This is a genomic window from Cupriavidus sp. TMH.W2 (assembly GCF_050847365.1).
In the GTDB taxonomy this organism is placed as follows: Bacteria; Pseudomonadota; Gammaproteobacteria; order Burkholderiales; family Burkholderiaceae; genus Cupriavidus.
This window is the reverse complement of sequence record NZ_CP193792.1, coordinates 1,703,528-1,727,691: the sequence shown is the minus strand read 5'-3', so window position 1 is coordinate 1,727,691 and position 24,164 is coordinate 1,703,528. Positions and strand designations below refer to the sequence as shown.

Annotated in this window: 22 protein-coding genes and 1 pseudogene; 15 read left to right on the top strand and 8 right to left on the bottom strand. The window is 68.0% G+C overall.

From position 1 onward, the window contains the following. Positions 1-3: 3 nt before the first annotated feature. From ACREYQ_RS07920 to ACREYQ_RS07890, 7 genes are all read right to left on the bottom strand, one after another. Positions 4-831: a class I SAM-dependent methyltransferase gene (locus ACREYQ_RS07920; RefSeq protein ID WP_432260186.1), complete on the bottom strand. Its 828-nt coding sequence runs from the start codon at positions 829-831 to the stop codon at positions 4-6. A gap of 132 nt (positions 832-963) precedes the next feature. After that, complete coding sequence (locus ACREYQ_RS07915) at positions 964-1,308, bottom strand: Na+/H+ antiporter subunit G (RefSeq protein ID WP_432260185.1); 345 nt, start codon at positions 1,306-1,308, stop codon at positions 964-966. A gap of 12 nt (positions 1,309-1,320) precedes the next feature. After that, on the bottom strand, positions 1,321-1,593 hold the full coding sequence (locus ACREYQ_RS07910; protein ID WP_013956829.1) for a K+/H+ antiporter subunit F: 273 nt from the start codon (positions 1,591-1,593) through the stop codon (positions 1,321-1,323). Next, positions 1,578-2,081 (bottom strand): Na+/H+ antiporter subunit E, encoded by a 504-nt coding sequence (locus ACREYQ_RS07905; protein ID WP_432260184.1) that lies wholly within the window; start codon positions 2,079-2,081, stop codon positions 1,578-1,580. Before ACREYQ_RS07905 ends, ACREYQ_RS07910 begins: the two co-directional genes overlap by 16 nt. Continuing rightward, positions 2,078-3,625 (bottom strand): monovalent cation/H+ antiporter subunit D, encoded by a 1,548-nt coding sequence (locus ACREYQ_RS07900; protein ID WP_432260183.1) that lies wholly within the window; start codon positions 3,623-3,625, stop codon positions 2,078-2,080. Before ACREYQ_RS07900 ends, ACREYQ_RS07905 begins: the two co-directional genes overlap by 4 nt. Further along, the gene (locus ACREYQ_RS07895; RefSeq protein WP_432260182.1) at positions 3,622-3,990 is read right to left on the bottom strand and encodes a Na+/H+ antiporter subunit C; all 369 of its coding nucleotides are present in this window, start codon (positions 3,988-3,990) and stop codon (positions 3,622-3,624) included. The genes ACREYQ_RS07900 and ACREYQ_RS07895 overlap by 4 nt, the downstream gene beginning before the upstream one ends. Beyond that, the gene (locus tag ACREYQ_RS07890; RefSeq protein WP_432260181.1) at positions 3,990-6,794 is read right to left on the bottom strand and encodes a monovalent cation/H+ antiporter subunit A; all 2,805 of its coding nucleotides are present in this window, start codon (positions 6,792-6,794) and stop codon (positions 3,990-3,992) included. Before ACREYQ_RS07890 ends, ACREYQ_RS07895 begins: the two co-directional genes overlap by 1 nt. A gap of 147 nt (positions 6,795-6,941) precedes the next feature. Here ACREYQ_RS07890 and ACREYQ_RS07885 point away from each other — a divergent pair, with 147 nt between their 5' ends. The 13 genes and pseudogenes from ACREYQ_RS07885 (at position 6,942) to purT (ending at position 22,089) form a co-directional block, all read left to right on the top strand. After that, positions 6,942-7,085 (top strand): hypothetical protein, encoded by a 144-nt coding sequence (locus tag ACREYQ_RS07885; RefSeq protein ID WP_432260180.1) that lies wholly within the window; start codon positions 6,942-6,944, stop codon positions 7,083-7,085. Positions 7,086-7,119: 34 nt separating this feature from the next. Continuing rightward, positions 7,120-7,542, top strand: a complete 423-nt coding sequence (locus ACREYQ_RS07880) for a hypothetical protein (RefSeq protein WP_432260179.1) — start codon at positions 7,120-7,122, stop codon at positions 7,540-7,542. Between the two features lie 49 nt (positions 7,543-7,591). Continuing rightward, positions 7,592-10,999 (top strand): adenylate/guanylate cyclase domain-containing protein, encoded by a 3,408-nt coding sequence (locus tag ACREYQ_RS07875; protein ID WP_432260178.1) that lies wholly within the window; start codon positions 7,592-7,594, stop codon positions 10,997-10,999. 69 nt (positions 11,000-11,068) lie between these two features. Next, a pseudogene (locus ACREYQ_RS07870) lies at positions 11,069-11,179 on the top strand (IS630 family transposase); the annotation flags it as partial. Positions 11,180-11,526: 347 nt separating this feature from the next. Beyond that, positions 11,527-12,954, top strand: coding sequence for an amidase (locus ACREYQ_RS07865; protein ID WP_432260177.1), 1,428 nt, complete (start codon positions 11,527-11,529; stop codon positions 12,952-12,954). A gap of 68 nt (positions 12,955-13,022) precedes the next feature. After that, positions 13,023-13,976, top strand: a complete 954-nt coding sequence (locus ACREYQ_RS07860; protein WP_432260379.1) for a Bug family tripartite tricarboxylate transporter substrate binding protein — start codon at positions 13,023-13,025, stop codon at positions 13,974-13,976. 243 nt (positions 13,977-14,219) lie between these two features. Next, a complete protein-coding gene (locus ACREYQ_RS07855; protein WP_432260176.1) occupies positions 14,220-15,017 on the top strand; it encodes a crotonase/enoyl-CoA hydratase family protein in 798 nt (265 codons plus the stop codon). Between the two features lie 319 nt (positions 15,018-15,336). Then, entirely contained in the window at positions 15,337-16,515 is a 1,179-nt protein-coding gene (locus tag ACREYQ_RS07850; protein WP_432260175.1) for a thiolase family protein, read from the top strand. Positions 16,516-16,565: 50 nt separating this feature from the next. Continuing rightward, the gene (locus ACREYQ_RS07845; RefSeq protein WP_432260174.1) at positions 16,566-17,330 is read left to right on the top strand and encodes an SDR family NAD(P)-dependent oxidoreductase; all 765 of its coding nucleotides are present in this window, start codon (positions 16,566-16,568) and stop codon (positions 17,328-17,330) included. Positions 17,331-17,374: 44 nt separating this feature from the next. Beyond that, positions 17,375-18,139, top strand: a complete 765-nt coding sequence (locus ACREYQ_RS07840) for a crotonase/enoyl-CoA hydratase family protein (protein ID WP_432260173.1) — start codon at positions 17,375-17,377, stop codon at positions 18,137-18,139. A gap of 119 nt (positions 18,140-18,258) precedes the next feature. After that, on the top strand, positions 18,259-19,248 hold the full coding sequence (locus ACREYQ_RS07835; protein WP_432260172.1) for a Bug family tripartite tricarboxylate transporter substrate binding protein: 990 nt from the start codon (positions 18,259-18,261) through the stop codon (positions 19,246-19,248). A gap of 183 nt (positions 19,249-19,431) precedes the next feature. Next, positions 19,432-20,676, top strand: a complete 1,245-nt coding sequence (locus tag ACREYQ_RS07830; protein WP_432260171.1) for an MFS transporter — start codon at positions 19,432-19,434, stop codon at positions 20,674-20,676. Between the two features lie 207 nt (positions 20,677-20,883). After that, positions 20,884-22,089: a formate-dependent phosphoribosylglycinamide formyltransferase gene (gene purT / locus ACREYQ_RS07825; protein ID WP_432260170.1), complete on the top strand. Its 1,206-nt coding sequence runs from the start codon at positions 20,884-20,886 to the stop codon at positions 22,087-22,089. A 12-nt stretch (positions 22,090-22,101) separates the two neighbouring features. On the opposite strand, the gene ACREYQ_RS07820 is transcribed toward purT, so the two are convergent. Next, positions 22,102-23,433 carry a mechanosensitive ion channel family protein gene (locus ACREYQ_RS07820; protein WP_432260169.1) on the bottom strand — a complete coding sequence of 444 codons (1,332 nt, stop codon included), beginning with the start codon at positions 23,431-23,433 and terminating at the stop codon, positions 22,102-22,104. A gap of 175 nt (positions 23,434-23,608) precedes the next feature. Between ACREYQ_RS07820 and ACREYQ_RS07815 the strand changes: the two genes are divergently transcribed. Beyond that, the gene (locus ACREYQ_RS07815; RefSeq protein ID WP_432260168.1) at positions 23,609-23,827 is read left to right on the top strand and encodes a helix-turn-helix domain-containing protein; all 219 of its coding nucleotides are present in this window, start codon (positions 23,609-23,611) and stop codon (positions 23,825-23,827) included. A 7-nt stretch (positions 23,828-23,834) separates the two neighbouring features. Continuing rightward, positions 23,835-24,140, top strand: a complete 306-nt coding sequence (locus ACREYQ_RS07810; protein WP_432260167.1) for a LysR substrate-binding domain-containing protein — start codon at positions 23,835-23,837, stop codon at positions 24,138-24,140. Positions 24,141-24,164 lie beyond the last annotated feature (24 nt).

Genomic DNA, 24,164 nt, shown 5'->3' with positions numbered 1-24,164 from the left:
ACTTCAGCTGGTGGGCGCCGCCACCGTCACCACGTGCGCCTGCATGGGCCCTGCCAGTGGCCCGGCGCCGTAGGCCTGGACCAACGCCTGCTCGCAGTGGTCGGTCGCGCGCGACAGCGCGTCCGGCCCACGCCCCTCCAGGTCGGCGCGCAGCGGCGTGCCCTGGCAGTACGCCGTTGCGGGGATGCGCGCGGAGGCCGCGTGGCTGGTTTCGGTGACAGTTTCAAAGACTGCGCCGGTCGTGAATCCGCCCTGCAGCAGGTCTTGCTCGATTGCCGCCTGGCTGTGGTACCCGTGCGGGATGCGGATCATGAAATCGGGCGGCTCGTCGGGAAACAGCGCGGCCAGCGCCCCCGTGACATCGCGGGCAAAGGCATTGAATTCGATCCGGTCCCAGACGTTGAAGATCAGTGTGCCGCCCGGCACCAGCACGCGGCGGGCTTCGGCAAATGCCCTGCCCTTGTCCGGGAAGAACATCGCGCCGAACTGGCACGCCACCATGTCGAAACTGGCATCGGGGAACGGCAGCGCCATGGCATCAGCCTCGCGCCATTGCACCGGGCGCGCAGTGCCCGCTGCCTGGGCCCGCGCCAGCATCGGCGCATTGAGGTCGGTGGCAACAATCAGGGTGTCCGCCGGCAGCCGTGCGGCGATTTCCCGGGTCAGCACGCCGGTGCCGGCGGCCAGTTCCAGCACCCGGCGCGGCCGCAGCGTGACGATGCGCCTGGCCATGTCGGCGGCGTATGGCGCAAAAATCATCGGCACCATCAAAGTCTCGTAGACTTCGGGAATCGCACCCGCGAAGACTTTGTCCTGTTGTTGCATGCCCATGGTCACTACCCCCCTTGCCCCGGCCGCAGTATTGCCGGGAGCGCCTGATTGGGTGTAGGACACATCGCGATGAATGTAAACCGCGCCCTATGCCCGTGAGGCGGCTATGATCGGCTTTGGCGCGTCGCGGCCCTAGTCCTTGATGCGCGGCATCCAGCCGCTGCCGCGCGTGCGCGGGTCCACCGGCAGCTGGCGCTGCAGCGCGGCCTTGGCCAGCATGTGGGCGCTGATCGGCGCGGTCAGGAACAGGAAGGCGCTCACCAGCAGTTCATGCAGGCTGGCATCGCCCCGGAAGCTGAAATACGCCACCGAGGCCAGCACCACCCCGCCCACGCCCAGCGTGGTCGACTTGGTCGGCCCGTGCAGGCGCATGAAAAAGTCCGGCAAGCGGAACAGCCCGATCGCCCCGACCAGCATGAACACGCTGCCCAGCAGCAGCAGCGCGCATACGATGATTTCCGCAACAGGATGCGGCATGGCTCTCCGCTCCTAGTACTCGATAATGTCGCCGCGCTGCAGGTACTTGGACAGCGCCACCGTGCCGACGAAGCCCATCACCGCGATCAGCAGCGCGGCTTCGAAGAACAGTGCCGAATCCAGGCTGATGCCAAGCACGACGATCAGCGCGATGGCGTTGATATTCAGCGTATCCAGCGCCACGATGCGGTCGGGCAGGCTGGGCCCGCGCAGCAACCGCGCCAGGGTCAGCAGGAAGGCCAGGCCCAGGATCACCAGGCAGACCGGGATCACGATGGCAAGCATTGGAATATCTCCTTGAGCGGGGTTTCATAGCGCGACTTGATCAGCGCGACCAGCGCGGCCTCTTCTTCGAGGTCCAGCACATGCACCAGCAAGGCACGGCGGTCGTCGCTCAGTTCGGCGCACAGTGTGCCCGGACTGAGCGAGACGATGCTGATCAGCGCGGTGGTGGCGAGTTCGTGCTCGACATCGAGCGGCACCACGATAAAGGCGGGGCGCAGGCGCGCGGTCGGGCCCAGCACCATAACGGCCACTTCCAGGTTGGCCTTCACGATATCGATCAGCACATGGAAGCTGAGCCGCAGGATCAGGTCGGGCCGCGACAGGCGGAACGCGCCCAGCACCAGCCAGCGGTCGGCCAGCCGGCCGATGGCCCAGCCCAGCGCGGCGCCCAGCAGCCAGTGTCCCGGTGCCACGCTGTGGGTCAGCATCAGCCACAAGATCATCAGGATCAGGCTCAGCCAGGGATGGGGCAGCAAGCGGCGCATCATGGCTTACCCTGCTCCCCGGGCAGCACCGCGCGCAGGTAGGCGGCACGGTCCAGCAGTTGCGCGGCGGCGTCCGCCACATAATCGCTGACCGGCCGCGCGCACACCGTCAGCGCGACGTTGCCCGCCAGCAGCAGCGCGCAGCAGGCCAGCTTGCGCGCGTCCGGGCGCACCCGCAGGCGCGCCGCGCCGGGATGGTCTTCGTCCAGGTATTCATCGCCTTCCGGCACGCGCCCGGCGTCATGCGGCAGGCGCCATAACACCCGCGTGCCGGTACGGGACACGGCGATCAGCAACAGCAGGCTCGACACCAGCACCGCGGGCCACAGCACCGGCATCCACGGCGACGGCGTCGCGCGCAGGATCATGGCCTTGCCGAGGAAGCCCGACAGCGGCGGCAGCCCCACTGCCGCGACCACGCCCACCAGGTACAGCAGCCCGGCCAGCCGCGACGCGCTGACCGGCGCGCCGTCCTCGCGCGCCGGTTCCGGCTCCAGCGCATCGGCCAGCAGGAACAGTGCCGCGGTGCACAGCGTGGTGCTGAGCAGGTAGTACATCGCGGCGGCCCAGCCGGCCTGGGTCTGCATCGCCAGGCAGGCCGCCAGCAGCCCGACGGACGCCACCACCAGATAGCCCGTCATCGCGCGCAAGGCCCTGGCAGCCAGCGCGCCCAGCGCGCCGATCACCAGCGTGGCCAGCGCCAACACGAACACCCAGTCATGCAGGAACGGGCCCAGCAGGCCCTGCGGCCCGCCGAAGATCAGCGCATCACAACGCAGCATCGCGTAGATGCCGACCTTGCTCATGATGGCAAACAGCGCCGCCACCGGGCCGGTGGCGCTGGCGTAGGCGCGCGGCAGCCAGAAGTACAGCGGGAACAGTGCCGCCTTGAGCGCGAACACCAGCATCAGCATCACGCCCGCCGCCACCGCCAGCGGCAGGTCCTGGGCTGGCAGGCCGGCAAGCCGCAGGCCGAGGTGCGCCATGTTCAGGGTGCCGGACAGTCCGTACAGCACGCCGATCGCCACCAGGAAGAACGACGACGCCACCAGGTTCAGGATCACATAGTGCAGCCCGGCGCCGATGCGCGCGCGCCCCGCCCCGTGCACCAGCAGCGCGTAGGACGCGATCAGCAGGATCTCGAAGAAGACAAAGAGGTTGAACAGGTCGCCGGCCAGGAAGGCCCCGTTCAGGCCCATCAGCTGGAACTGGAACAGCGCGTGGAAGTGGCGCCCCTGCCGGGCGGTGCCCTCGCCTGCCGCCGCCAGCGCGGCAATGGCCAGCACGGCGGTCAGGGCCAGCATCATCGCGCCGGTGCGGTCCAGTTGCAGCACGATGCCGAACGGCGCGCTCCAGTTGCCCATCGCATAGACCGCGATGTCGCCGGCAGCCGCCTGACGCAGCAGCAGCACCGCCACCGGTATCAGCAGCAACGCGGCCACCGCGCAGACGATGCGCTGCGCGCGCAGCCGCTGGGCCGGCATTGCGGTCAGCAGCGCGCCGGCGAACATGGGGATCAGGATGGGCAGCAGCACGGCGTGGTTCATGGCCGCGACTCCACCTTGTCCGCGTCGTCACGGTGTGCCTGGGGCCGGCCCGCGGCGTCCACATGGTCGCTGCCGGTGAGCCCCAGCGAGCGCAGCGCCAGCACCACCGCAAAGGCCGTCATGCCGAAGGCGATCACGATGGCCGTCAGCACCAGCGCCTGCGGCAGCGGATCGGCATAGCTGGCCCCGGGCGCGATTACCGGGGGCCTGCCGATCGACAGACGTCCCATGCCGAGCAGGAACAGGCTGACCGCATAGGACAGCAGCGTCAGCCCGAGCACCACGGTAAACACGCGCTCGCGCAGCAGCAGGTAGATGCCGCTGGCCGTCAGGATGCCGATGGCAATGGCGTAGAGCGCGGCCATCAGTCGTCCTCCGCGGCCTGGGCCGGAGGCAGGTTGCGAACGCCGAGGTGCGACACGATCACCAGCGTGGTTCCCGTCACGGTGCAGAAGACTCCCAGGTCAAAGATCATGGCGGTGGCCAGTTCCACCTCGCCGATGCCCGGGATGTGGAAATGCCCGAAGGCGGTGGTCAGGAACGGATAGCCGAAGGCCAGGCTGCCCAGGCCGGCCAGCCCCGCCAGCAGGATGCCGGCGCCGGCAATGGCGCGATAGTCCGGCGCGATGCGCGCCTCGGTCCAGCGCACGCCGTTGGCGACATACTGCAGCAGCAGCGCCACCGAGGTGATCAGCGCCGCGATAAAGCCCCCGCCCGGCTGGTTGTGCCCGCGCAGCAGGATAAAGACCGCCACCAGCAGCGTCAGCGGCAGCATCAGCCGCGCCAGGATGGCCAGCAGCAGCGGATGCGCCTGGCTGGTCCACGGCAGCCCGTCGGGCGCCGCCGACGGCGTTGGCAGCCGCATGCCTTTGAGCAATGCCTGCACCGCCAGGCCGGCGATCAGCAGCACGCAGATCTCGCCCATGGTGTCGAAGCCGCGGAAATCCACCAGCAGCACATTGACCACGTTGTGCCCGCCGCCGCCCGGCACGGAATGGTCGACGTAGAAGGCAGACACCGGGTCATAGGGCCGCGTCATCACGGCATAGGCCGCCACCGCCAGCAGCGTGCCGCCGGCCAGCGCCAGCACGGCATCGCGCGCACGGCGGCCGTGGCCGGGGCGATCATGGGTTGCGCGCGGCAGGTAGAACAACGCCAGCACCAGCAGCAGGATCGTCACCACCTCGACCGAGATCTGCGTCAGCGCCAGGTCCGGCGCCGAGAACCGCATGAACGCCAGCGACACCATCAGCCCGCAGCCGCTCAGCAGCACCAGCGCCAGCAGCCGCTGCCGGTGCGCCACCACCACGGCAATGGCGCACAGCGCAAGCAGTGCCAGCGTGGCGGCGCCGATCGGATCGATGGCGCCGGCGGGCACGCTGCCGGCCAGGGATTCCAGGTCGGCCAGGAAATATGCCGGAACGGCCAGCATCGCCAGCAGCATCCAGGCGACATAGGTCTGCAGCGAGCCGTCTTCCAGCCAGTGCGTGATGGCCCTGGCAACGCGCTCCAGGGCAGCCATGCCGTGCTCGAACGACCGGCGCGCGCTCAGGTGCTCGATGGCCTGCTGCCAGCGCCGCAGCGCGTCGCGGCGCAGGAAGAACAAGGTCGCGCCGCCCGCCATCGACACCAGGCTCATCAACAGCGGCAGGTTCACGCCGTGCCACAGGTGCAGGCTGTATTCCGGCAGCGGTGCGCGCAGTGTTGCCAGCGACGCCGCCGCGAGCAGGTCGCCGACGGTATAGGCTGGCACCAGCCCGACCACCAGGCAGATCACCACCAGGAACTCCACCGGCACCTTCATGAAGCGCGGCGGCTCGTGCGGCGGGTAGTTGGGCACGTCAGGCTGCGCCCTGCCGAAGAACACGCCGTAGATAAAGCGCAGCGAATAGGCCATCGTCAGCGCCCCGGCCATGGTTGCCGCGGCCGGGATCACCCAGTTGAACTCGCCCAGCAGCCCCTGCGCCAGGGTTTCCCCAAAGAACATTTCCTTGCTGAGGAAGCCGTTGAACAGCGGCACGCCCGCCATCGACAGCGACGCCACGATGGCCAGCACCGCGGTGTGCGGCATATAGCGCGCCAGCCCGTGCAGGCGGTCCAGGTCTCGCGTGCCGGTTTCATGGTCGATGATGCCCGCGGCCATGAACAGCGACGCCTTGAACACCGCGTGGTTGATGATGTGGAAGATGGCGGCCACCGTGCTGAGCTGGGTGTCGAGCCCGAACAGCAGCGTGATCAGCCCCAGGTGGCTGATGGTGGAATAGGCCAGCAGCCCTTTCAGGTCGCGCTGCAGCAGCGCCATGCCCGCGCCCACGATCAGCGTGGCCAGCCCCGTCATGCTGACCAGGTAGAACCAGCTGTTGGTCCCATCCAGCACCGGATAGAGCCGCGCCAGCAGGAACACGCCAGCCTTGACCATGGTGGCCGAGTGCAGGTAGGCCGAGACCGGCGTGGGCGCGGCCATGGCATGGGGCAGCCAGAAGCTGAACGGGAACTGCGCGGACTTGGTGAAGACCGCCAGCAGGATTAGCACCAGCATCGGCACGTACAGCGGGTGCTGCTGCACCTTGCCGGCCTGGGCCAGCACCTCGGACAGTTCGAAGCTGCCGCAGATATGGCCCAGCAGCAGCACCCCGGCCAGCAGCGCCAGTCCGCCCCCGCCCGTAACCGCCAGGGCCATGCGTGCGCCCTGGCGCGCATCGGCGCGCCAGGACCAGAAGCCGATCAGCAGGAACGACAGGATGCTGGTCAGTTCCCAGAACACCACCAGCAACAGCAGGTTCCCCGCCAGCGCCACCCCCAGCATGGCCGCCATGAACAGCAGCAGCAGGCAGAAGAAACGCACCGCCGATTCATTGCGCGCCAGGTAGTAGCGCGCGTACAGGATCACCAGCAGGCCCACGCCGAGCACCAGCAGCGCAAACAGGAATGACAGGCCATCGAGCCGCAGCGACAGGTCCAGCCCGAGCGCCGGCAGCCATGCCACGCGCCAGCCCAGTGCATGGCCCGGCTGCGCGAAGACCTCGGCGCGCAGGCTCAGCAGCAGCGCTAGCGCGGCCAGCGGAAAGCCGATGATGACCGGTGCCAGCAGGCGCGCGGCATGCATGCCGACCATCCAAGTCAGCCCCGCGGCCAGCAACGGCAGCGCGATCAGCAGTACCAGCGCCACGCGCGCCCCCTCAGCCGTTGCCCGGGGTCGCGGCCGGCCGGTGCCGGGCAACGGCTGAGGAGGTGCACTGGGCAGCAGGCCGGGCCAGCGCTTGCGGTTTCGTCATCGGGGCGGTGGTCATGGTCTGGATTCTCTCGGCGGGCGATCATGGCCCCTACTGTCCGGATTCTGCCGGCATTGCGCAAGCTGTGCCAGTCAATTGGTTCGATTAACGAAAAAAATCATCGTACTGCAAAAGAAACTGAATGCGCGTCGCAATGGCTCTTGCTGCGCAGCAGCGCCGCCGCATAGTATGTTTGCGCAACGCATGTCTACCAGGACACCGATGAAGCGGCCTTTGTTCCTCGCGCTCACGGTCATCACCGCGCTTGTCGCGGCGGTGCTGCCGATCGCGATCAGCATGCGCATGGCCGAGGACGAGGTCACCCGGCGTGAACAGGAGCGGCTGGAGTGGTATACCAATGCCGGGTGTTGTGCGGGCACCTGCCGCCTGTGTTCCGCGCTGTTTGGCGACGTTCTCCGGCGGCATATGACCGCACCAAGCCCTGGGAATGCACTTGCCGATACAACCCTCCAAACGATTCGGCATCTTGGCCGACCCGGCCTACCAGGGGCTGTGCTCAGGCAAGTCCCGCACGCCGGCGCTTGTGCCAGAGGGGACCAGCAGGAAAATCCAGCGCGCGCCACCTGGAGCTCCCGCGGCGCGCAAGCACGCTGCAGTTTGTTCGACGAGCCCTGCCTGCCCTGATAAGATTTGATCGTTGAGTCTTGCAAGCCCCGGCAGGGGGACAAGCCCTATGCGCTGCGCAAGCTGCAGGTTCGAGAATCCGGCAGGTGCCAAGTTCTGCGAGGAATGTGGCGCCAAGCTGGTACGCGTCTGTCCGGCCTGCGGGCAAGAAGTGAGTGCGGGCGCCAGGTTCTGCAGCGAATGCGGCGCGCCGTTGAGCGCGCCAGCCCCGATGAAGGTACCGGCGCCCAGCGCCCCCATCGACTACACCCCTCCCTATCTGGCCCAGCGCATCCGGGCGGCGCAGGCGGACATGGAAGCCCGCGGCACGGCGGACGGCGAGCGCAAGACGGTCACCGCGCTGTTCGCCGACATGGCCGGCTCGACCGCGCTGATCCACGACCTCGATCCCGAAGACGCCCGCCGCCTGATCGACCCGGTGCTGGCGCTGATGATGGAGGCCGTGCATCACTATGAAGGCTATGTGGCCAAGTCGATGGGCGATGGCATCCTGGCGCTGTTCGGCGCGCCGATCGCGAACGAAGACCATCCGCAGCGGGCCCTGCTGGCGGCGCTGCGCATGCAGGAGGCCATGCGCCGCTATGCCGACGGCGTGCGTCTCGCCCAGGGGATCGCACTGCAGATCCGCGTCGGCATCAACTCCGGCGAAGTGGTGGTGCGCGCGATCCGCACCGACGACTTGCGCACCGACTACGACCCGGTGGGCAATTCGATCCACATTGCTTCGCGCATGGAGAGCATCGCGGTGCCCGGCTCGATCGTCGCAAGCGAACACACCCACCGCCTGACCGACGGTTATTTCACGTTCAAGGCGCTCGGCGAGACGCCGATCAAGGGGCTGCCCGACCCGCTCGCGGTCTTCGAAGTCCTCGGTCTCGGCCCGCTGCGCACCCGGCTGCAGGTGTCGGCCAGCCGCGGGCTGGCGCGCTTTGTCGGCCGCGCCCGTGAACTCGAGCAACTGCGCGAAGCGCGGGCGCGGGCACAGGCCGGACATGGTCAGATCGTTGGCGTGGTCGGCGAGCCAGGGGTCGGCAAGTCGCGGCTATTCCATGAGTTCAAGCTCCTCGCGCCGCGCGATTGCCTGGTGCTCGAAACCTTCTCGGTCTCGCACGGCAAGGCCTATCCGTACCTGCCGCTGACCGAGCTGCTGCGGAACTACTGCCAGATCACGGCGCAGGACGATGAGCGGCGGCGGCGCGAGAAACTCACCGGCAAGCTGCTGACGCTGGACCGCGCGCTGGAAGATACCTTGCCTTATCTGTTCCACCTTCTGGGGGCTACCGAGCCAAGCTCGGCGCTGGCGCAGATGGACACACAGATCCGCCGCCAGCGCACCTTTGAGGCAATCAAGCGGCTGCTGGTGCGCGAGAGCCTGGCCCAGCCGCTGGAGCTGATCGTCGAGGATCTGCAGTGGCTCGACAGTGAGACCGAGGCCTTACTCGGCTTCCTCGGCGAGAGCGTGGCCAGCGCCCGCATCCTGCTGCTGGTCAACTTCCGGCCCGAATACCGGCACGACTGGAGCCGCAAGAGCTACTACACCCAGCTGCGGCTGGATCCTCTGGGCGAGACCGAAGCCCGGGAACTGCTGCGAGCCCTGCTGGGTGACGCCGCCGGACTCGCCTCGCTCGAGCACCTGATCCTGGCGCTGACCGAAGGCAATCCCTTCTTCATCGAGGAAGTGGCGCAGACGCTGATCGAGCAGCACGTGCTGCGGGGCGAGCGCGGGCATTACCGTCTCGAGCAGATGCCGACCACGCTGCACATCCCGACCACGGTGCAGGGGGTGCTCGCCGCCCGCATCGACCGCCTGCAACCCGCCGAGAAAGCGCTGCTGCAGACCCTGGCGGTGATCGGCAAGGTATTCCCCTGGAGCCTGCTCGCGCGCGTCGTCGAGCAGCCCGAGGACACAACGAAGAGACTGCTGGCGCGGCTGCAAGCCGGGGAATTCATCTACGAGCAGCCGGCGTTTCCGGAGGTGGAATACAGCTTCAAGCATGCGCTGACCCAGGAGGTGACCTATGGCTCGTTGCTGAGCGAGCGGCGTCGCGTGCTGCATGAGCGCACCGCCCAGGCGATCGAGTCCATGTTTGGCGCCCAGCGCGAGGAGCACTGCAGTGAGCTGGCGCATCATTTCAGCCGCAGCGGCAATGCGCCAAAGGCGGTGGAATACCTGCAATGCGCCGGGCGCCAGGCGGTGCAGCGCTCCGCCAATGCCGAAGCGGTCACCCACCTGACCAACGCCCTGGAATTGCTCAAGACCTTGCCCGATGATTCCGAGCGCACACGACAGGAACTCGCGCTGCAGATCACCCTCGGTCCGGCCTGGATGGCCACCCTTGGGCTCGCTGCGCCGGAAGTGGAGGCGACCTATGCGCGGGCGTTGACGCTGTGTCGACAGCTCGGGGACACGACGCAGCTCTTCCCCGCCCTCCTGGGGCTGCGCACATGCTTCATCGTCCGTGGGGAACAGCCCACCGCACGCGAACTGGGGGAGCAACTCGTTGCGCTGGCCCAACAGGCGCAGGACCCTGCGCTGCTGGTACAAGCCCATCGGGCGTTGGGAGTCAGCTTGCTCGCTCTCGGCGAACTGGGCGCTGCCCGCACGCAGCTGGAGCAGGCTTTGGTGCTCTATACCTCCGGGCAGGGCCAGTCGCCTGCCTTCTTCCTGGAGCCTGGTGTGCTGACGCTGGCCTGTTTAGCCTTGGACCTGTGGCTGCTCGGCTATCCGGATCAAGCCCTTGCGCGCAGCCAGGAGATGCTCGCGCTGGCTCAGACCTTGTCCCACCCTCCTGACTCGGCCAATGCCTTGACCTTCGCCGCCATGCTTCGTCTGCACCGCGGCGAGACGCAGCCGATGCATGAGCTGGTAGAAGCACTTCTCGCCCTCGCAACCGAGCACGGCTTCCCGTTCTGGCTAGCTTTCGGAACCATGCTCTTGGGCTCGGCGCTGGTCGCACAGGGACATACTGCGGAAGGCATCGAGAAGATGCAGCAGGGCTTGAGCGCCTATCGCGCCATCGGGGCAGGGATTTGGCAGACACATTTCCTGGCGCTGCTGGCCGAAGCCCACGGGAAAGCGGGACAGGCCGAGGCAGGGCTGCAGATGCTGGCCGAGGCGCTGGCCGTGGCCGACCGAACGCACGAGCGTCTGTACGAGGCGGAGCTGTATCGGCTCAAGGGGGAAATAACGCTGCTGCACCCAAGCTGCGCGAGCGCGGCGGGCGCCGGTTGGAACGAGGCCGAGGCCTGCTTCCAGCAGGCGATTGCGATCGCGCGCCGCCAGGGCGCCCGATCGCTGGAGCTGCGCGCAGTGATGGCCTTAAGCCGGCTGTGGCGCCAGCAAGGCAAGGCGCCCGCCGCCCGCGAGATGCTGGCCGAGAGTTACGGCCGGTTCAACGAAGGCTTCGACACTGCGGCCCTGAAGGAGGCTAAGGCACTGCTCGCGGAGCTCGACTGAAGTGGTCCCCGCCATGTAGGAAGATTTCCGCTGTCCCCGCATCGGCCCGGCTCCGCTGGTCCTTGTCGAATCAATCAGGTGGAATGCTGGTTTGCAACCATCACCGAACAATACATCCGCCGCGGCACGCATCGCTCAACCCGACAACTTGAGCAAGCCATCCGCCAATACCTTGACCTGAACGCTCCGGGAGCCGGTCAGCACCCACTGCGCGCCGTGGAACGAGGCGGCACGCGATGTCGGCGGACTTTGTCCACACGACGAGCGTGGGGTTGGCGTTGCGCCCGGCCGCTGCGCGAACGCGCCATGCGCCAGTCGGTGGTGCAGGCGGCGAGCAGCCTGCGTCCGTTCACGCAGGCGGCACGCATGGCGGCGCAGTGCATCCCCGATGCTTGCGGAACGATTCCTGGCGGAGATAATGCCCGTCGGCCCTGGCCGATTGTAAGATGCCCGTTCCAGGTCATCGACATCACGCCTGCGTGCGCCGGAGCCGGCAGGCGCGGCCATTATAAGGAGACGCCCGCCCCATGAGCGAAGCGCTTTGTCTTGCCAGCGCCGCCGACCTGCAGCAACGCATCCGGCGCAAGGAAATCTCGCCGGTGGAACTGGCCGCAGCCGTGCTGGCGCGCGCCGAACGGCTGCAGCCGGTGCTGAACTGTTTTATCACGCTGTGCGCGGACCAGGCCATGGCCGCGGCACGCGCGGCGGAAGCGGAGGTCATGGCCGGCCGGCCGCTGCCGCCGCTGCACGGCATCCCGTTCACGGTGAAGGACATCGTCAACACGGGCGGCGTGCGCACCACTTTTGGCGCCGTGCCGATGCGCGACAACGTGCCTGCCGATGACGCCGTGGCCGTGGCGCGGCTGCGCGCGCAGGGCGCGATCCTGATCGGCAAGACCACCACGCCGGAATTCGGCTCCAAGTGCCTGACCGATTCGCCGCTGTTCGGGCGCACCCGCAATGCCTGGCACACCGGGCGCACCAGTGGCGGCTCAAGCGGTGGCGCCGCGGTGGCGGTGGCCAGCGGCATCGCGCCGCTGGCGGTGGCCACCGATGGCGGCGGCTCCACGCGCATCCCGGCCGCGTGCAACGGCGTGGTGGGGATCAAGCAGAGCCAGGGGGTGATTCCACACAGCCAGGCGCAGGACCTGTTCGGCAATCAGACCTACGTCACGCCCACCACGCGCACCGTGGCCGATACCGGCCTGATGCTGCAAGCCATGGCCGGCGAGCATGCCTGCGACCCGTGGTCGATCGGCGTGCCCGCGGCGGACTACGTGGCCGCCGCGCAGCCGCAGGGCGACCTGCGCGGCCGGCGCATCCTGTATTGCCTGGCGCCGCCGGGCCGCCCGGTTGCAGAGGACGTGGCGCGCGCGTTCGAGGCCAGCCTCGACAAGCTGCGCGCGCTCGGCGCAGAACTCGAGCCCTTCGGCGGCGAAGGGTTCGAGGTGGAGCCTGTCTGGCGCGCCATCAACCACACGGTATGGCGCACGCGCTTTGCGCCGGTCGTGGCGCAGCACCGTGATGCGCTGAGCCCGACCTTCGTGCGGCAGGTGGAATCCGCCGCCGCCTTCACCGCCGTGGAATACCAGCAGGCTATGTTCGAGCGCTCGCAGCTGTTCCTGCGCGTGCAGGCGCTACTGGCGCGCGCCGACCTGCTTGCCATGCCCACCATCACGCGCACCGCATTGCCGCTGGAACAGGATCTTTTCGGCACGATCGACATCGACGGCCAGGACTATCCCGATGTGCGCGCGAACTGGTTCCCCTGGACCATGCCGTTCAATATGACGGGCCATCCCGCCATCAGCCTGCCCTGCGGCTTTGGCCAGGACGGGCTGCCGGTCGGGTTGCAGCTGGTCGGGCAGTTCCGCGGCGATGCCGCGCTGCTGCGGGCCGCGGCCCTGTTCGAATCCGTGCATGACTTTACCGGCCAGTGGCCCGCCCTGCCCTGACTCCCTCACCACATCGCTCCCTGACTGCCATGACTGATCAAGTCCGTTTGACGCGCCGGCTGCTGGCCATGACCACCATCGCTGCCGCCACCTTCGCCATGACCGCTCCGGCCAGCGCGGCCGACGCCGAGCCGATGCATATCATTGTCGGCTACGCCCCCGGCGGCGCCGCCGACAGCCTGGCACGCCTGTATGCCGAGCAACTGCGCCAGGACGGCCACGGCACCGTGATCGTGGAAAACCGCCCCGGTGCATCGGCGCGCCTGGCGCTCGACTACGTGAAGCGCTCCAGGCCCGATGGCAAGACCGTGTTCATCGGTCCTTCGCCCCTGTTCACCATCTTTCCGCTGACCTACAAGAAGCTGTCGTACGACGCGGACAAGGACCTGGTGCCGGCGGCGGTGCTGACCGATGTGCCGACCGTGGTCGCGACTGGCGTGCAGCAGCCCTACCAGAACATGAAGGAGTACGTGAGTTGGGCCAGGCGCAACCCGGGCGGCGCCAGCCTGGGTCTGGCCACCATCGGCAGTGCCGGCCACCTGGGCACAGTGGCGCTGGGCAAGATGGAAGGCGTTGCGATCACGCCCGCGGCTTATCGCGGGGCGTCGCCAATGCTGGTGGATGTGATCAGCGGCAATGTGTCGATCGGCTGGGATGCCGTGGCCAGCATGATGCCGCTGTACAAGGGCGGCAAGCTGCGCTTCCTGGGCGTGAGCGGCACGCGCCGGGCCAAGGCACTGCCCGAAGTGCCCACCATGAAGGAACAGGGCTTCAGCCAGTATGACTACGCCACCAGCTGGTACGGCGTGTTCGTCCCCGCCGGCACCCAGCCTGACGTGGTGGCGCAGGTGGAAAAGATGTTCCTCGCGGCCTCGGGCAACGCCGCCACCGCGGCCAAGCTGGAAGCGCTGGGCCTGGAAGTGGTGGCGCGCCCGGGCCAGGAAGCCCGCCGCCGCATCCAGCTGGAGCGCGCCGCGTGGAAGCCGATCGTGGAGGCGACCGGCTTCCAGGCCGAAGACTGAACCTCGGCCTGGCCCTTCCCGGTTCTCAGGGCTTGGGCCGAACCGCGTCCGCGAGCTTCAGGTCGGCCAGGATGATCGACTGTGCACCGGCAGGCACAAGGCGGCTGGCGGTTCCAGCCTGCTTGCCGATATCAAATGAATATCGCTGGTGAAGAAATTAATATTGGACGGTGTGGGCATGGGTCGCTTAGCCTTGGCGCCAAGGCAGGCAACCAGCCCATCCCCGCATCCGGAGACACCACCATGAGCGACTTCCTTCTCTACACGCAGCAGGACCATATCGTCACCCTGACGATGAACGAGCCCGAGCGCCGCAACCCGCTGACGGGCAATACCGCCGTGACCGAATTCCTGGCCGCGATCGAGCGCATCCACGGCGACCGCAGCGTGCGCGCGGTGGTCATCACCGGCGCGGGCACGGCGTTCTCTTCGGGCGGCAATATCAAGGACATGGAGCGCCAGGCCTCCGGCGCAGTGCCGGGCATGGAAATCCGGCAGGACTATCGCTGCGGCATCCAGCGCCTGCCGCTGGCGCTGTTCAACCTGGAAGTGCCGGTGATCGCCGCCGTCAACGGCGCGGCCATGGGCGCGGGGCTGGACCTGGCCTGCATGTGCGATATCCGCGTTGCGTCGGAACGGGCGCAGTTTGCCGAGTCCTTCGTCAAGCTGGGCATCATTCCCGGCGACGGCGGCGCGTGGCTGCTGCCGCGCGTGATCGGCCTGTCGCGGGCGGCCGAGATGACTTTCACCGGCCAGCCGATCGATGCCAAGCTGGCGCTGGAATGGAACCTGGTGTCGCGCGTGGTCGCGCCCGAGGCGCTGCTGCCCACGGCTTATGAGCTGGCCGGCCGCATTGCCGCCAACCCGCCGCATGCCGTGCGCCTGGCCAAGCGCCTGATGCGCGAGGCCATGCATACCCGGCTGGATACGCTGCTGGAACTGTCCGCCGGCTTCCAGGCACTGTCGCACCAGACCGCCGACCACCGCGAGGCGGTGCAGGCGTTCCTGGAAAAGCGCACGCCGGTTTTTACCGGCAATTGAGCAGGCACGCTGTGCGCTAGCCCCTCGCCCAAGGCCCCTTCGACATTGCGCGCCAGGCTTGCCAGCCGCGGGCCGATGTCTTCCACGACCTGCTTGCTCTGCTGGCTGAGTGCCGGTGGGGACGCCGCGCTCTTGCACGTAGCCGCGTCCGGAACCCGCGCGTGAAACCGACGCGCGCGCGTCCACGATACCTTGAGATCACATGGCCTCGGCAAAGCCAGAACTCCCAAATCATCGTATTGGACGATCACTTTTCGGCCCCGTCGTCTCAACATCCCAGCCACGACTTGCAACGCTCAGCATTCTCAGGAGACACCCCATGCAACAAGCCGTCATCGTCGACGCCATCCGCAGCCCGATGGGCCGCTCCAAGCCGGGTTCGGCCTTTACCGAACTCCATGCCACCGAGCTGCTGGCGCAGGTGCTCAAGGGCCTGGTCGAACGCAACAAGCTGGACCCGGGCCTGGTCGACGACGTCATCACCGGCTGCGTGACACAGGCGGGCGAGCAGTCCGCTGGCCCGGGCCGCGTGGCGTGGCTGGCGGCAGGCTTTCCCGAGCACGTGCCGGCCACCACGATCGACCGCAAGTGCGGCTCCAGCCAGCAGGCGGTGCACTTTGCCGCGCAGGGCATCATGGCCGGCGCCTATGACATCGTCATCGCCTGTGGCATCGAGTCGATGAGCCGGGTGCCGATGGGCTCGGCGCGCATCGGCCAGAACCCGTACGGCCCGTCGATGGAAGCGCGCTATGCGCCGGGGCTGGTGTCGCAGGGCGTCGCGGCCGAACTGGTCGCGGCAAGGTATGAGCTGTCGCGCAATGACATGGACACCTATTCGGCACGCTCGCACGAGCTGGCCGCCGCCGCCCGCGAAAGCGGCGCCTTCCGCCGCGAGATCCTGGGCATCGGCACGCCCAACGGCGTGGTCGAGCACGATGAAACCATCCGCCCGGGCACGTCGGTAGAGAAGCTGGGCACTCTGCAGGCCTCGTTCCGCAATGACGAACTGAGCGCGCGTTTCCCGCAGATCGGCTGGAACGTGACCGCGGGCAATGCCTCGCAAATCAGCGACGGCGCCGCCGCCATGCTGCTGATGAGCGAGTCGATGGCGCAGCGCCTGGGCCTGAAGCCGCGTGCGCGCTTCGTGGCGTTCGACGTCTGCGGCGACGATCCGATCGCGATGCTGACCGCGCCGATCCCCGCCAGCCAGCGCGCCATCAAGAAGAGCGGCCTGAAGCTGGACCAGATCGACCACTACGAAATCAATGAAGCCTTTGCCTGCGTGCCGCTGGCCTGGCAGCGCGCGCTCGGGGCCGACCCGGCACGCCTGAACCCGCGCGGCGGCGCGATTGCGCTGGGCCATCCGCTGGGTGCGTCGGGCGTGCGGCTGATGACCACCATGCTGCATGCGCTGGAGGACAGCGGCCAGCGCTATGGCCTGCAGTCGATGTGCGAGGCCGGCGGCATGGCCAACGCCACCATTATCGAGCGCCTGTAACAACTCTTCCCTTAGCCCTCTCAGCAAAGCATCAACTCAGGAGACCCTTCATGAAATTCGAAAACATGTCCGCCGTCGTCACCGGCGGCGCATCCGGCCTGGGCCTGGCCTGCACGCGGCGCCTGGTGGAGCGCGGCGTCGGCGTGGTCATCGCCGACCTGAACGAAGAGCGTGGCAACGCGGTGGTCGACGAGTTCGGCGGCAAAGTCCGCTTCGTCAAGGCCGACGTGACCGACACCGACCAGATGAACGCCGTCTACGATGCCGCCGAGGCCATCGCCCCGCTGCGCGCGCTGATCCATTGCGCCGGCCTGGGCGCGGCGGTGCGCGTGGTGGAGAAAGACGGCTCGCCCGGCTCGCTGGAGAAGTACGAGTCGGTGGTGCGCATCAACCTGATTGGCACCTTCAACGCGTTGCGCCTGGGCGCCGCGCGCATGGCGAAGAACGAACTGGTCGACGGCGAACGCGGCGCCTGCGTGCTGACTGCGTCGGTGGCGGCCTATGAAGGCCAGATCGGCCAGATCCCGTACAGCTCGGCCAAGGCCGGCATCGTCGGCATGACGCTGGTGGCCGCGCGCGACCTGGCACAGCGCGCGATCCGCGTCTGCACCATCGCCCCGGGCCTGTTCGACACCCCGCTGCTGGCCAAGCTGCCCGAGAACGTGCGCGCCTCGCTCGGCGCCATGGTGCCGCACCCGGCCCGCCTGGGTGCGCCGGATGAATATGCCTCGACCGCGCTGCACATCCTGGAGAACCCCATGCTCAACGGCGAAACCATCCGCCTGGATGGCGCCATCCGCATGGCACCGCGCTGAACGGCCGCGCGCACCCGACACCGATCTTGAACAAGGAACCAAGCATGAGCGACACGCTGCAACTCGAAACCCGCGGCAACACGCTGCTGATCACCATGAACCGGCCCCAGGCGAAGAACGCCATGGACTTCGAGACCGCGACGGCGCTGGCCGCCGCCATCGACCAGCTGGAAAGCCGCGACGACCTGAGCGTGGCCATCCTGACCGGCGCGGGCGGCACCTTCTGCTCGGGCATGGACCTGAAGGGTTTCCTGGAAGGCAAGCGCCCCAGCCTGCCCGGCCGCGGCTTCGGCGGGCTGACCGAGAAGCCGCCGCGCAAGGTGCTGATCGCCGCGGTGGAAGGCTACGCGCTGGCCGGCGGTTTCGAACTGGCCCTGGCGTGCGACCTGATCGTCTCGTCGAAAGCAGCCAAGTTCGGCCTGCCTGAAGTCAAGCGCGGCCTGGTGGCGGGCGCCGGCGGGCTGATGCGCCTGCCGCGCCGGGTGCCGTACCACATCGCCATGGCATACGCGCTGACCGGCAATATGCTGGGCGCCGAACAGGCCCACGCCTATGGCCTGATCAACCGCCTGACCGAACCGGGCCAGGCACTGGAAGGCGCGCTGGCGCTGGCCGACGAAATCGGCGCCAACGGCCCGCTGGCGGTTGCGGTCAGCAAGCAGATCGTGGCCGAGTCCGCCGACTGGAGCGCCGGGGAGATGTTCGAGCGCCAGCGCCCGCTGCTGGCGCCCGTGTTCACCTCCGCCGACGCCCGCGAGGGTGCTGCCGCGTTCGCCGAGAAGCGCAAGCCCGTGTGGACGGGCAAGTAATCGTCCCAGCCACGCGGAGGGCATCGATGTCATCCGCAGCGCATTAGAGAACGGCCGGCTGCAAGCCGGCCGTTCTTGCATGGCAAAGCAGCACACAGACCAAAACATGGAGGAGACCCATGAAACACAAGCTGCCTGAATCGCTGTTAAACACATCCGCGGCCCTGCTGCTGGCGACCGCCGCCACGCTGCCGCTGGCGGCCAACGCCGCAGCCTGGCCTGAGCGGCCCATCACCATCATCGTGCCCGGCGCGCCGGGCGGCACCACCGATATCCCCACGCGGCTGGTCGCGCAGAAACTGTCGGCCATCCTCGGACAGCCGGTGCTGGTCGACAACAAGCCTGGCAGCGGCGGCATCATCGGCACCCAGGCCTTCATGCGCGCGGCGCCGGACGGCTACACGCTGCTGGTCGGCAACACCGGCTCGCACGCGATCAACTACAGCGCCCACAAGCACTTGTCCTACCAGCCGCAGGACTTCATGCCGCTGACGGACCTGATCTCGTTCGCCAACGTGCTGGTAGTGGGCGCACAGTCGCCGGTGCGCAGCGTGACGGATCTGATGGCGCAACTCAAGCAGTCTCCAGGCAAGTATTCCTATGCCTCGGCCGGCATCGGGCAGACCACGCACCTGACCGCGGAACTGTTCCGGCTGCGCACCGGCACCGACGTGATTCACGTGCCGTACAAGGGCTCGACGCCCGCCACCACATCGGTGCTGTCGGGTGAGACCACCTTTATGTTCGACAACCTGACGCAGGCGCTGCCGCACATCCGCGCCGGCAAGCTGCGCGCGCTGGCCGTGACCAGCGCCGAGCGCCTGCCTGCCCTGCCGGACGTGCCGACCATGGCACAGGCCGGCGTGAAGGATTTCGTGGTGATGGGCTGGCTGGGCTTCTTTGCACCGGCGAAGACGCCGCCGGCGATTGCCGCCGCGCTGCAGGAAGCGCTGGGCAAAGCCATGCGCGATCCCGAGGTGGTGGCCAGGTTCCGCGACATGGGCGGCATCCCCGGCGGCGAGCCGCAGCCTAAGTTCGCCGCGCTGGTCGGCGGCGAGATCAAGCGCTGGGGCGAGACCATCCGGGCGTCCAGGGTCAGCCTGGACTAGCGAGATGCCGGGCCGCCTTTGCCAAAGCGGAAGGCTGCCCGGCCCAAAGCCAAATTGACACGGTCGGGTCCGCGGCATACGCTCGCCCTACCCTGCGGTATATTCAGCGCTCGCTTAATACATTCACAATACAAGGAAGCACCCCAGGGCTCACAACGATAACGACAGCGACGAGACCACACCGTGCCCACCCCCACCGCGCCTTCGCGCTACGCAGGCCTGCGCCCGGCCTTGCCGATCCTGATCGGCGCTTCCGTAATGCTCAGCCTGGCCATGGGCCTGCGCCAGAGCCTTGGCATCTTCATGCCGCCGCTGACGCGCGACATCGGCATCTCGGTATCGGATTTCACCATCGCCATTGCCGTGCAGAACCTGGCCTGGGGCCTGCTGCAGCCGCTGGCCGGCGCATGGGCCACGCGGATCGGCTTCCGGCCGTTGATGGTGGCGGGATCACTGCTTTACATAGTGGGGCTGGTGCTGCTTGCGACCGCGCATAGCCTGGTCGGGGTCACGCTGGGCGCGGGCGTGGCCATCGGCGCGTCGATGGCGTGCACCGGCAGCGCCCTGGCCATGGCGGTGGCGGCGCGGCCAGTGTCGGCGGCGCTGCGCAGCACGGTGCTGGGGCTGGTGTCCGGCGCCGGATCGCTGGGGGCGCTGCTGGCGGCGCCGATCGGGCAGATGGTGACGCAGGCCTACGGCTGGCGTACCGGGCTGGCCGCATTCGTGGTGCTGGCGCTGGTGATGCTGCCCGCGGCGTGGTTTGCCGGGCGCGTGGACCGGCTGCCGCTGGTGTTGCCCGCGGGGCGGGGCCAGGACAGCGCGCGCGAAGCGCTGGGTTCTGCGCTGCGGCATGCACCGTTCGTGGTGATGGCACTGGCGTATTTCGTCTGCGGCATGCAACTGGTGTTCCTGACCACGCACCTGCCGTCGTATCTCGACGTATGCGGCATGGACCCGATGCTCAGCGCCCAGGCGCTGGGCGTGATCGGCGGCTTCAACGTGCTGGGCAGCATCTTCTTCGGCTGGGCCGGCGGCCGCTTCAACAAGCTGATGCTGCTCGGCTGCATCTATACGATTCGCTCGCTGGCGCTGACCTGGTATTTCTCCTCGGCGCCCACGCCGCAGAGCACGCTGGTGTTCGCCGCGGTAATGGGCTTCCTGTGGCTGGGCGTGGCGCCGCTGGTATCGGGCTGGATCGCCGAGACCTTCGGCCTGCGCTGGCAGGCAATGCTGGGCGGCGTGGCGTTCTTCAGCCACCAGATCGGCAGCTTTGTCGGCGCTTTCGGCGGTGGAGTGGTCTATGACGCCCTCGGTTCCTACACCGTGGCCTGGCAGGTCGGCGTGGCGCTGGGGCTGACTGCGGGGGTGGCGCAGATTGCCTTTGCGGTGGCGACGCGGCGGCGGCCGCCTTTGATGGCTGCGTCCTGAATTGAGGGGGGCTTTGCGGACGGTTTTTTTGGGATCTTGGCAAGCGTGGATGTTTTGCTGGTGTAGGCGGCGGGCCTTCTGGGTATGTCGGTCGGGTTTCCAACATCGAACCCGACCGACATACCCAGGAGACCCGCCCCCCCCACACCACCATCCCCGCCAACACGTACAATCCCGGTTTTCCCTCCCGCCCCACCGCCCGCTGCCATGACCACCCTCGGAACGCCCCTCTCCCCCTCTGCCACCAAAGTGATGCTGCTCGGCTCCGGCGAGCTGGGCAAGGAGGTGCTGATCGCATTGCAGCGCCTGGGCGTGGAAACCATCGCCGTCGACCGCTATGACAACGCGCCCGGCCAGCAGGTGGCCCACCACGCGCGCACCATCGCCATGAGCGACCCGGACCAGCTCAAGGCCCTGATCGAGGCGGAAAAGCCACACCTGGTCGTGCCCGAGATCGAGGCCATCGCCACGCCCATGCTGGAAACGCTGGAAGCCGCCGGCACCGTGCGGGTGATCCCCACCGCCCGCGCCGCGCGCCTGACCATGGACCGCGAAGGCATCCGCCGCCTGGCCGCCGAATCGCTCGGCCTGCCGACCAGCCCGTACAAGTTCTGCGATTCGCTGGAAGAACTGCAGGCCGCCATCGACGGCGGCATCGGCTACCCGTGCGTGGTCAAGCCCGTGATGAGCAGCTCCGGCAAGGGCCAGAGCAAGATCGACGGCCCCGAGGGCGTCAAAGCGGCGTGGGACTACGCCATGGCCGGCGGCCGCGTCAGCCACGGCCGCGTGATCGTGGAAGGCTTTATCGACTTCGACTACGAGATCACGCTGCTGACCGTGCGGGCCATGGGTGCCGGCGGCCAGGTGGAGACGCAGTTCTGCGCGCCGATCGGCCACGTGCAGGTCAGCGGCGACTACGTCGAGAGCTGGCAGCCGCAGCCGATGCATCCGGCCGCGCTCCAGTCCGCCCAGCGCATCGCGCAGGCGGTCACCGCCGACCTGGGCGGCCTGGGCCTGTTCGGCGTGGAGCTGTTCGTCAAGGGTGAGCAGGTCTGGTTCAGCGAAGTCAGCCCGCGCCCGCACGATACCGGCATGGTCACCATGGCCACGCAATGGCAGAACGAGTTCGAACTGCACGCCCGCGCCATCCTGGGCCTGCCGGTCGACACCAGCCTGCGCAGCCCCGGCGCCAGCGCCGTGATCTACGGCGGCGTGGATGCCCAGGGCGTGGTCTTCGACGGCGTGGAGCAGGCACTGAGCGTGCCGCAGACCGAGGTGCGCCTGTTCGGCAAGCCGGAAAGCTTTGTCAAGCGCCGCATGGGCGTGGCGCTGGCCTATGCCGACGATGTCGACACCGCCCGCACCCGCGCCAAGGAAGCCGCCAGCCGCGTGCGTCCGCGCGCGGTAGGCTGACCCGCCAGCAGGTCAGATCGGATGACTGCCCGCGGCAGCGCTCTGGGCAGGCGCATGCTGGACAGCGGCCTGTGCTGCCACCACCTGCGCCGCGGCCAGCACCGGCGCGACGCGCACGCCGCTCAGGTCCGCCCCTGACGGCGCCTGGTACAGCCGCAGGCCCATCTCGGGCAGGATCGCCAGCAGGTGGTCGAACACGTCGCCCTGGATGCGCTCATAGTCCATCCACGCGGTCAGCGCGGTAAAGCAATAGATCTCCACCGGGATGCCCTGCGAATCGGGCTCCATCATGCGCACGTTCAGCAGCAGGTCATGGTGGATTTCCGGATGCGCCCTCAGGTAGGCAATGCCATAGGCGCGGAAGGTGCCGATATTGGTCAGCCGGCGCCGGTTGACCGGATCATTGCCCGCGGCGATCAGCAGGCGGTTGGCCTCGTCGACCTCGGCCTGCTTTTCCTCCAGGTAGTCGTGCAGCAACCGGAATCGCATCAGCGATTGCACCTCCCGGTCCTCCAGGAAGCGCACGCTGCCCGCATCCAGCCGCAGCGTGCGCTTGATGCGCCGCGCGCCCGACTCGAACATCTGCCGGTAGTTGCGGTAGCTCTCCGAGAACAGCTTGTAGGTCGGCACCGTGGTCACGGTGTTGTCCCAGTTCTGCACCTTGACGGTATGCAGGGCGATGTCCTTGACGTAGCCGTCGGCATTGCACTGGGGCATCTCGATCCAGTCGCCGATGCGCAGCATGTCGTTGGAAGTGAGCTGCGTGCTGGCCACCAGCGACAGCAGCGTGTCCTTGAACACCAGCAGCAGCACCGCCGACAGCGCGCCCAGGCCCGACAGCATCCACAGCGGCGAGCGGTCGATCAGGATCGACAGCACCAGCACCGCGCACACCAGCCCCAGCCCGAGCCGCCCCACTTGGATATAGCCCTTGATCGAGCGCGTCTGCGCCCGGCGGCTGCTGGCGTATACGTCCTGCCAGGCACTGAGCACGCCGCCCAGCATCAGGAAGAAGCAGATCCACAGGCTGGCATGCGCCATGCGCTCGATGGCCAGCGCATAGCGGCCCATGTGCGGGACCTCGCCGATGCCGACGGTGATCACCGCGAAGCCCACCGCATGGCCAAAGCGCCGGTAGGCGCGATGGCGCGTCAGCGCCGTGCTCCACGGCGCCTTGCCCCATACCGTCAGCAGGCGATGGGCGATGCGTGACATCACATGGCCGAACAGCCACTGCGCTGCCAAGGCAATCAGCACCAGCGCCAGCAGGTACAAGGCAATCTGGGCCCACGGATGGGCGGGAATACGTTGCTGGAACAGTTCCAGCAGGGCATCGAAATTCATGGGGGGCGATTTTGGCCAATGACTTGGCCAGATAGTGTACAGAACGTGCCTGCCACCCCTGGCTTCACCCCATCCAAAGCCTACGCCGGCAGCAGCTTCAGCCCGCCAATCCCCACAAAGATCAGCCCGATCAGCACCAGCCGCATCGGCGCCGCACTCGAAGCATTTCCTTGCCGTGGGCCACTCCGGCTCGCTCGCCAGCGCCGCGCGCGCCCTGCACGTCAACCATTCCACGGTCCTGCGCCGGCTGGCGCGGCTGGAAGAGGCCCCGGGCACCCTGCTCTTCGAACGCCATGCCACCGGCTATGCCATGACCGCCGCCGTACGCGGCGCGGCGCCTGGGGCTGCCGGCAGAGCCCGACAGCCCCAGGCTGGCGGACTGGTCGGCCTATGAGTGGGTCGTGCCGGACGATGCGCTGTCGCACCTCGCCCAGGCGCGCTGGATACGCGACCACGTGCCGGAGCACCGCCGTGCCGTCAGCGCCGACAGCCTGGTGGCGATGGCGGACGCGGTGCGCCATGGCATGGGAGCCGGCATGCTGCTGTGCCTGCTGGCCGGGGACGACCCGGACCTGGTTCGGCTGGCGCCCGTCGATCAGGCCATGGATACCGATCTATGGGTACTGACGCATCCGGATCTCAGGCACAGCGCGCGCGTGCGGGCGTTGGGCGATTTCCTGTACGAGCGACTGAGGCATGGGAAATGACTGGGAGGCTAACGGCATGCCCGT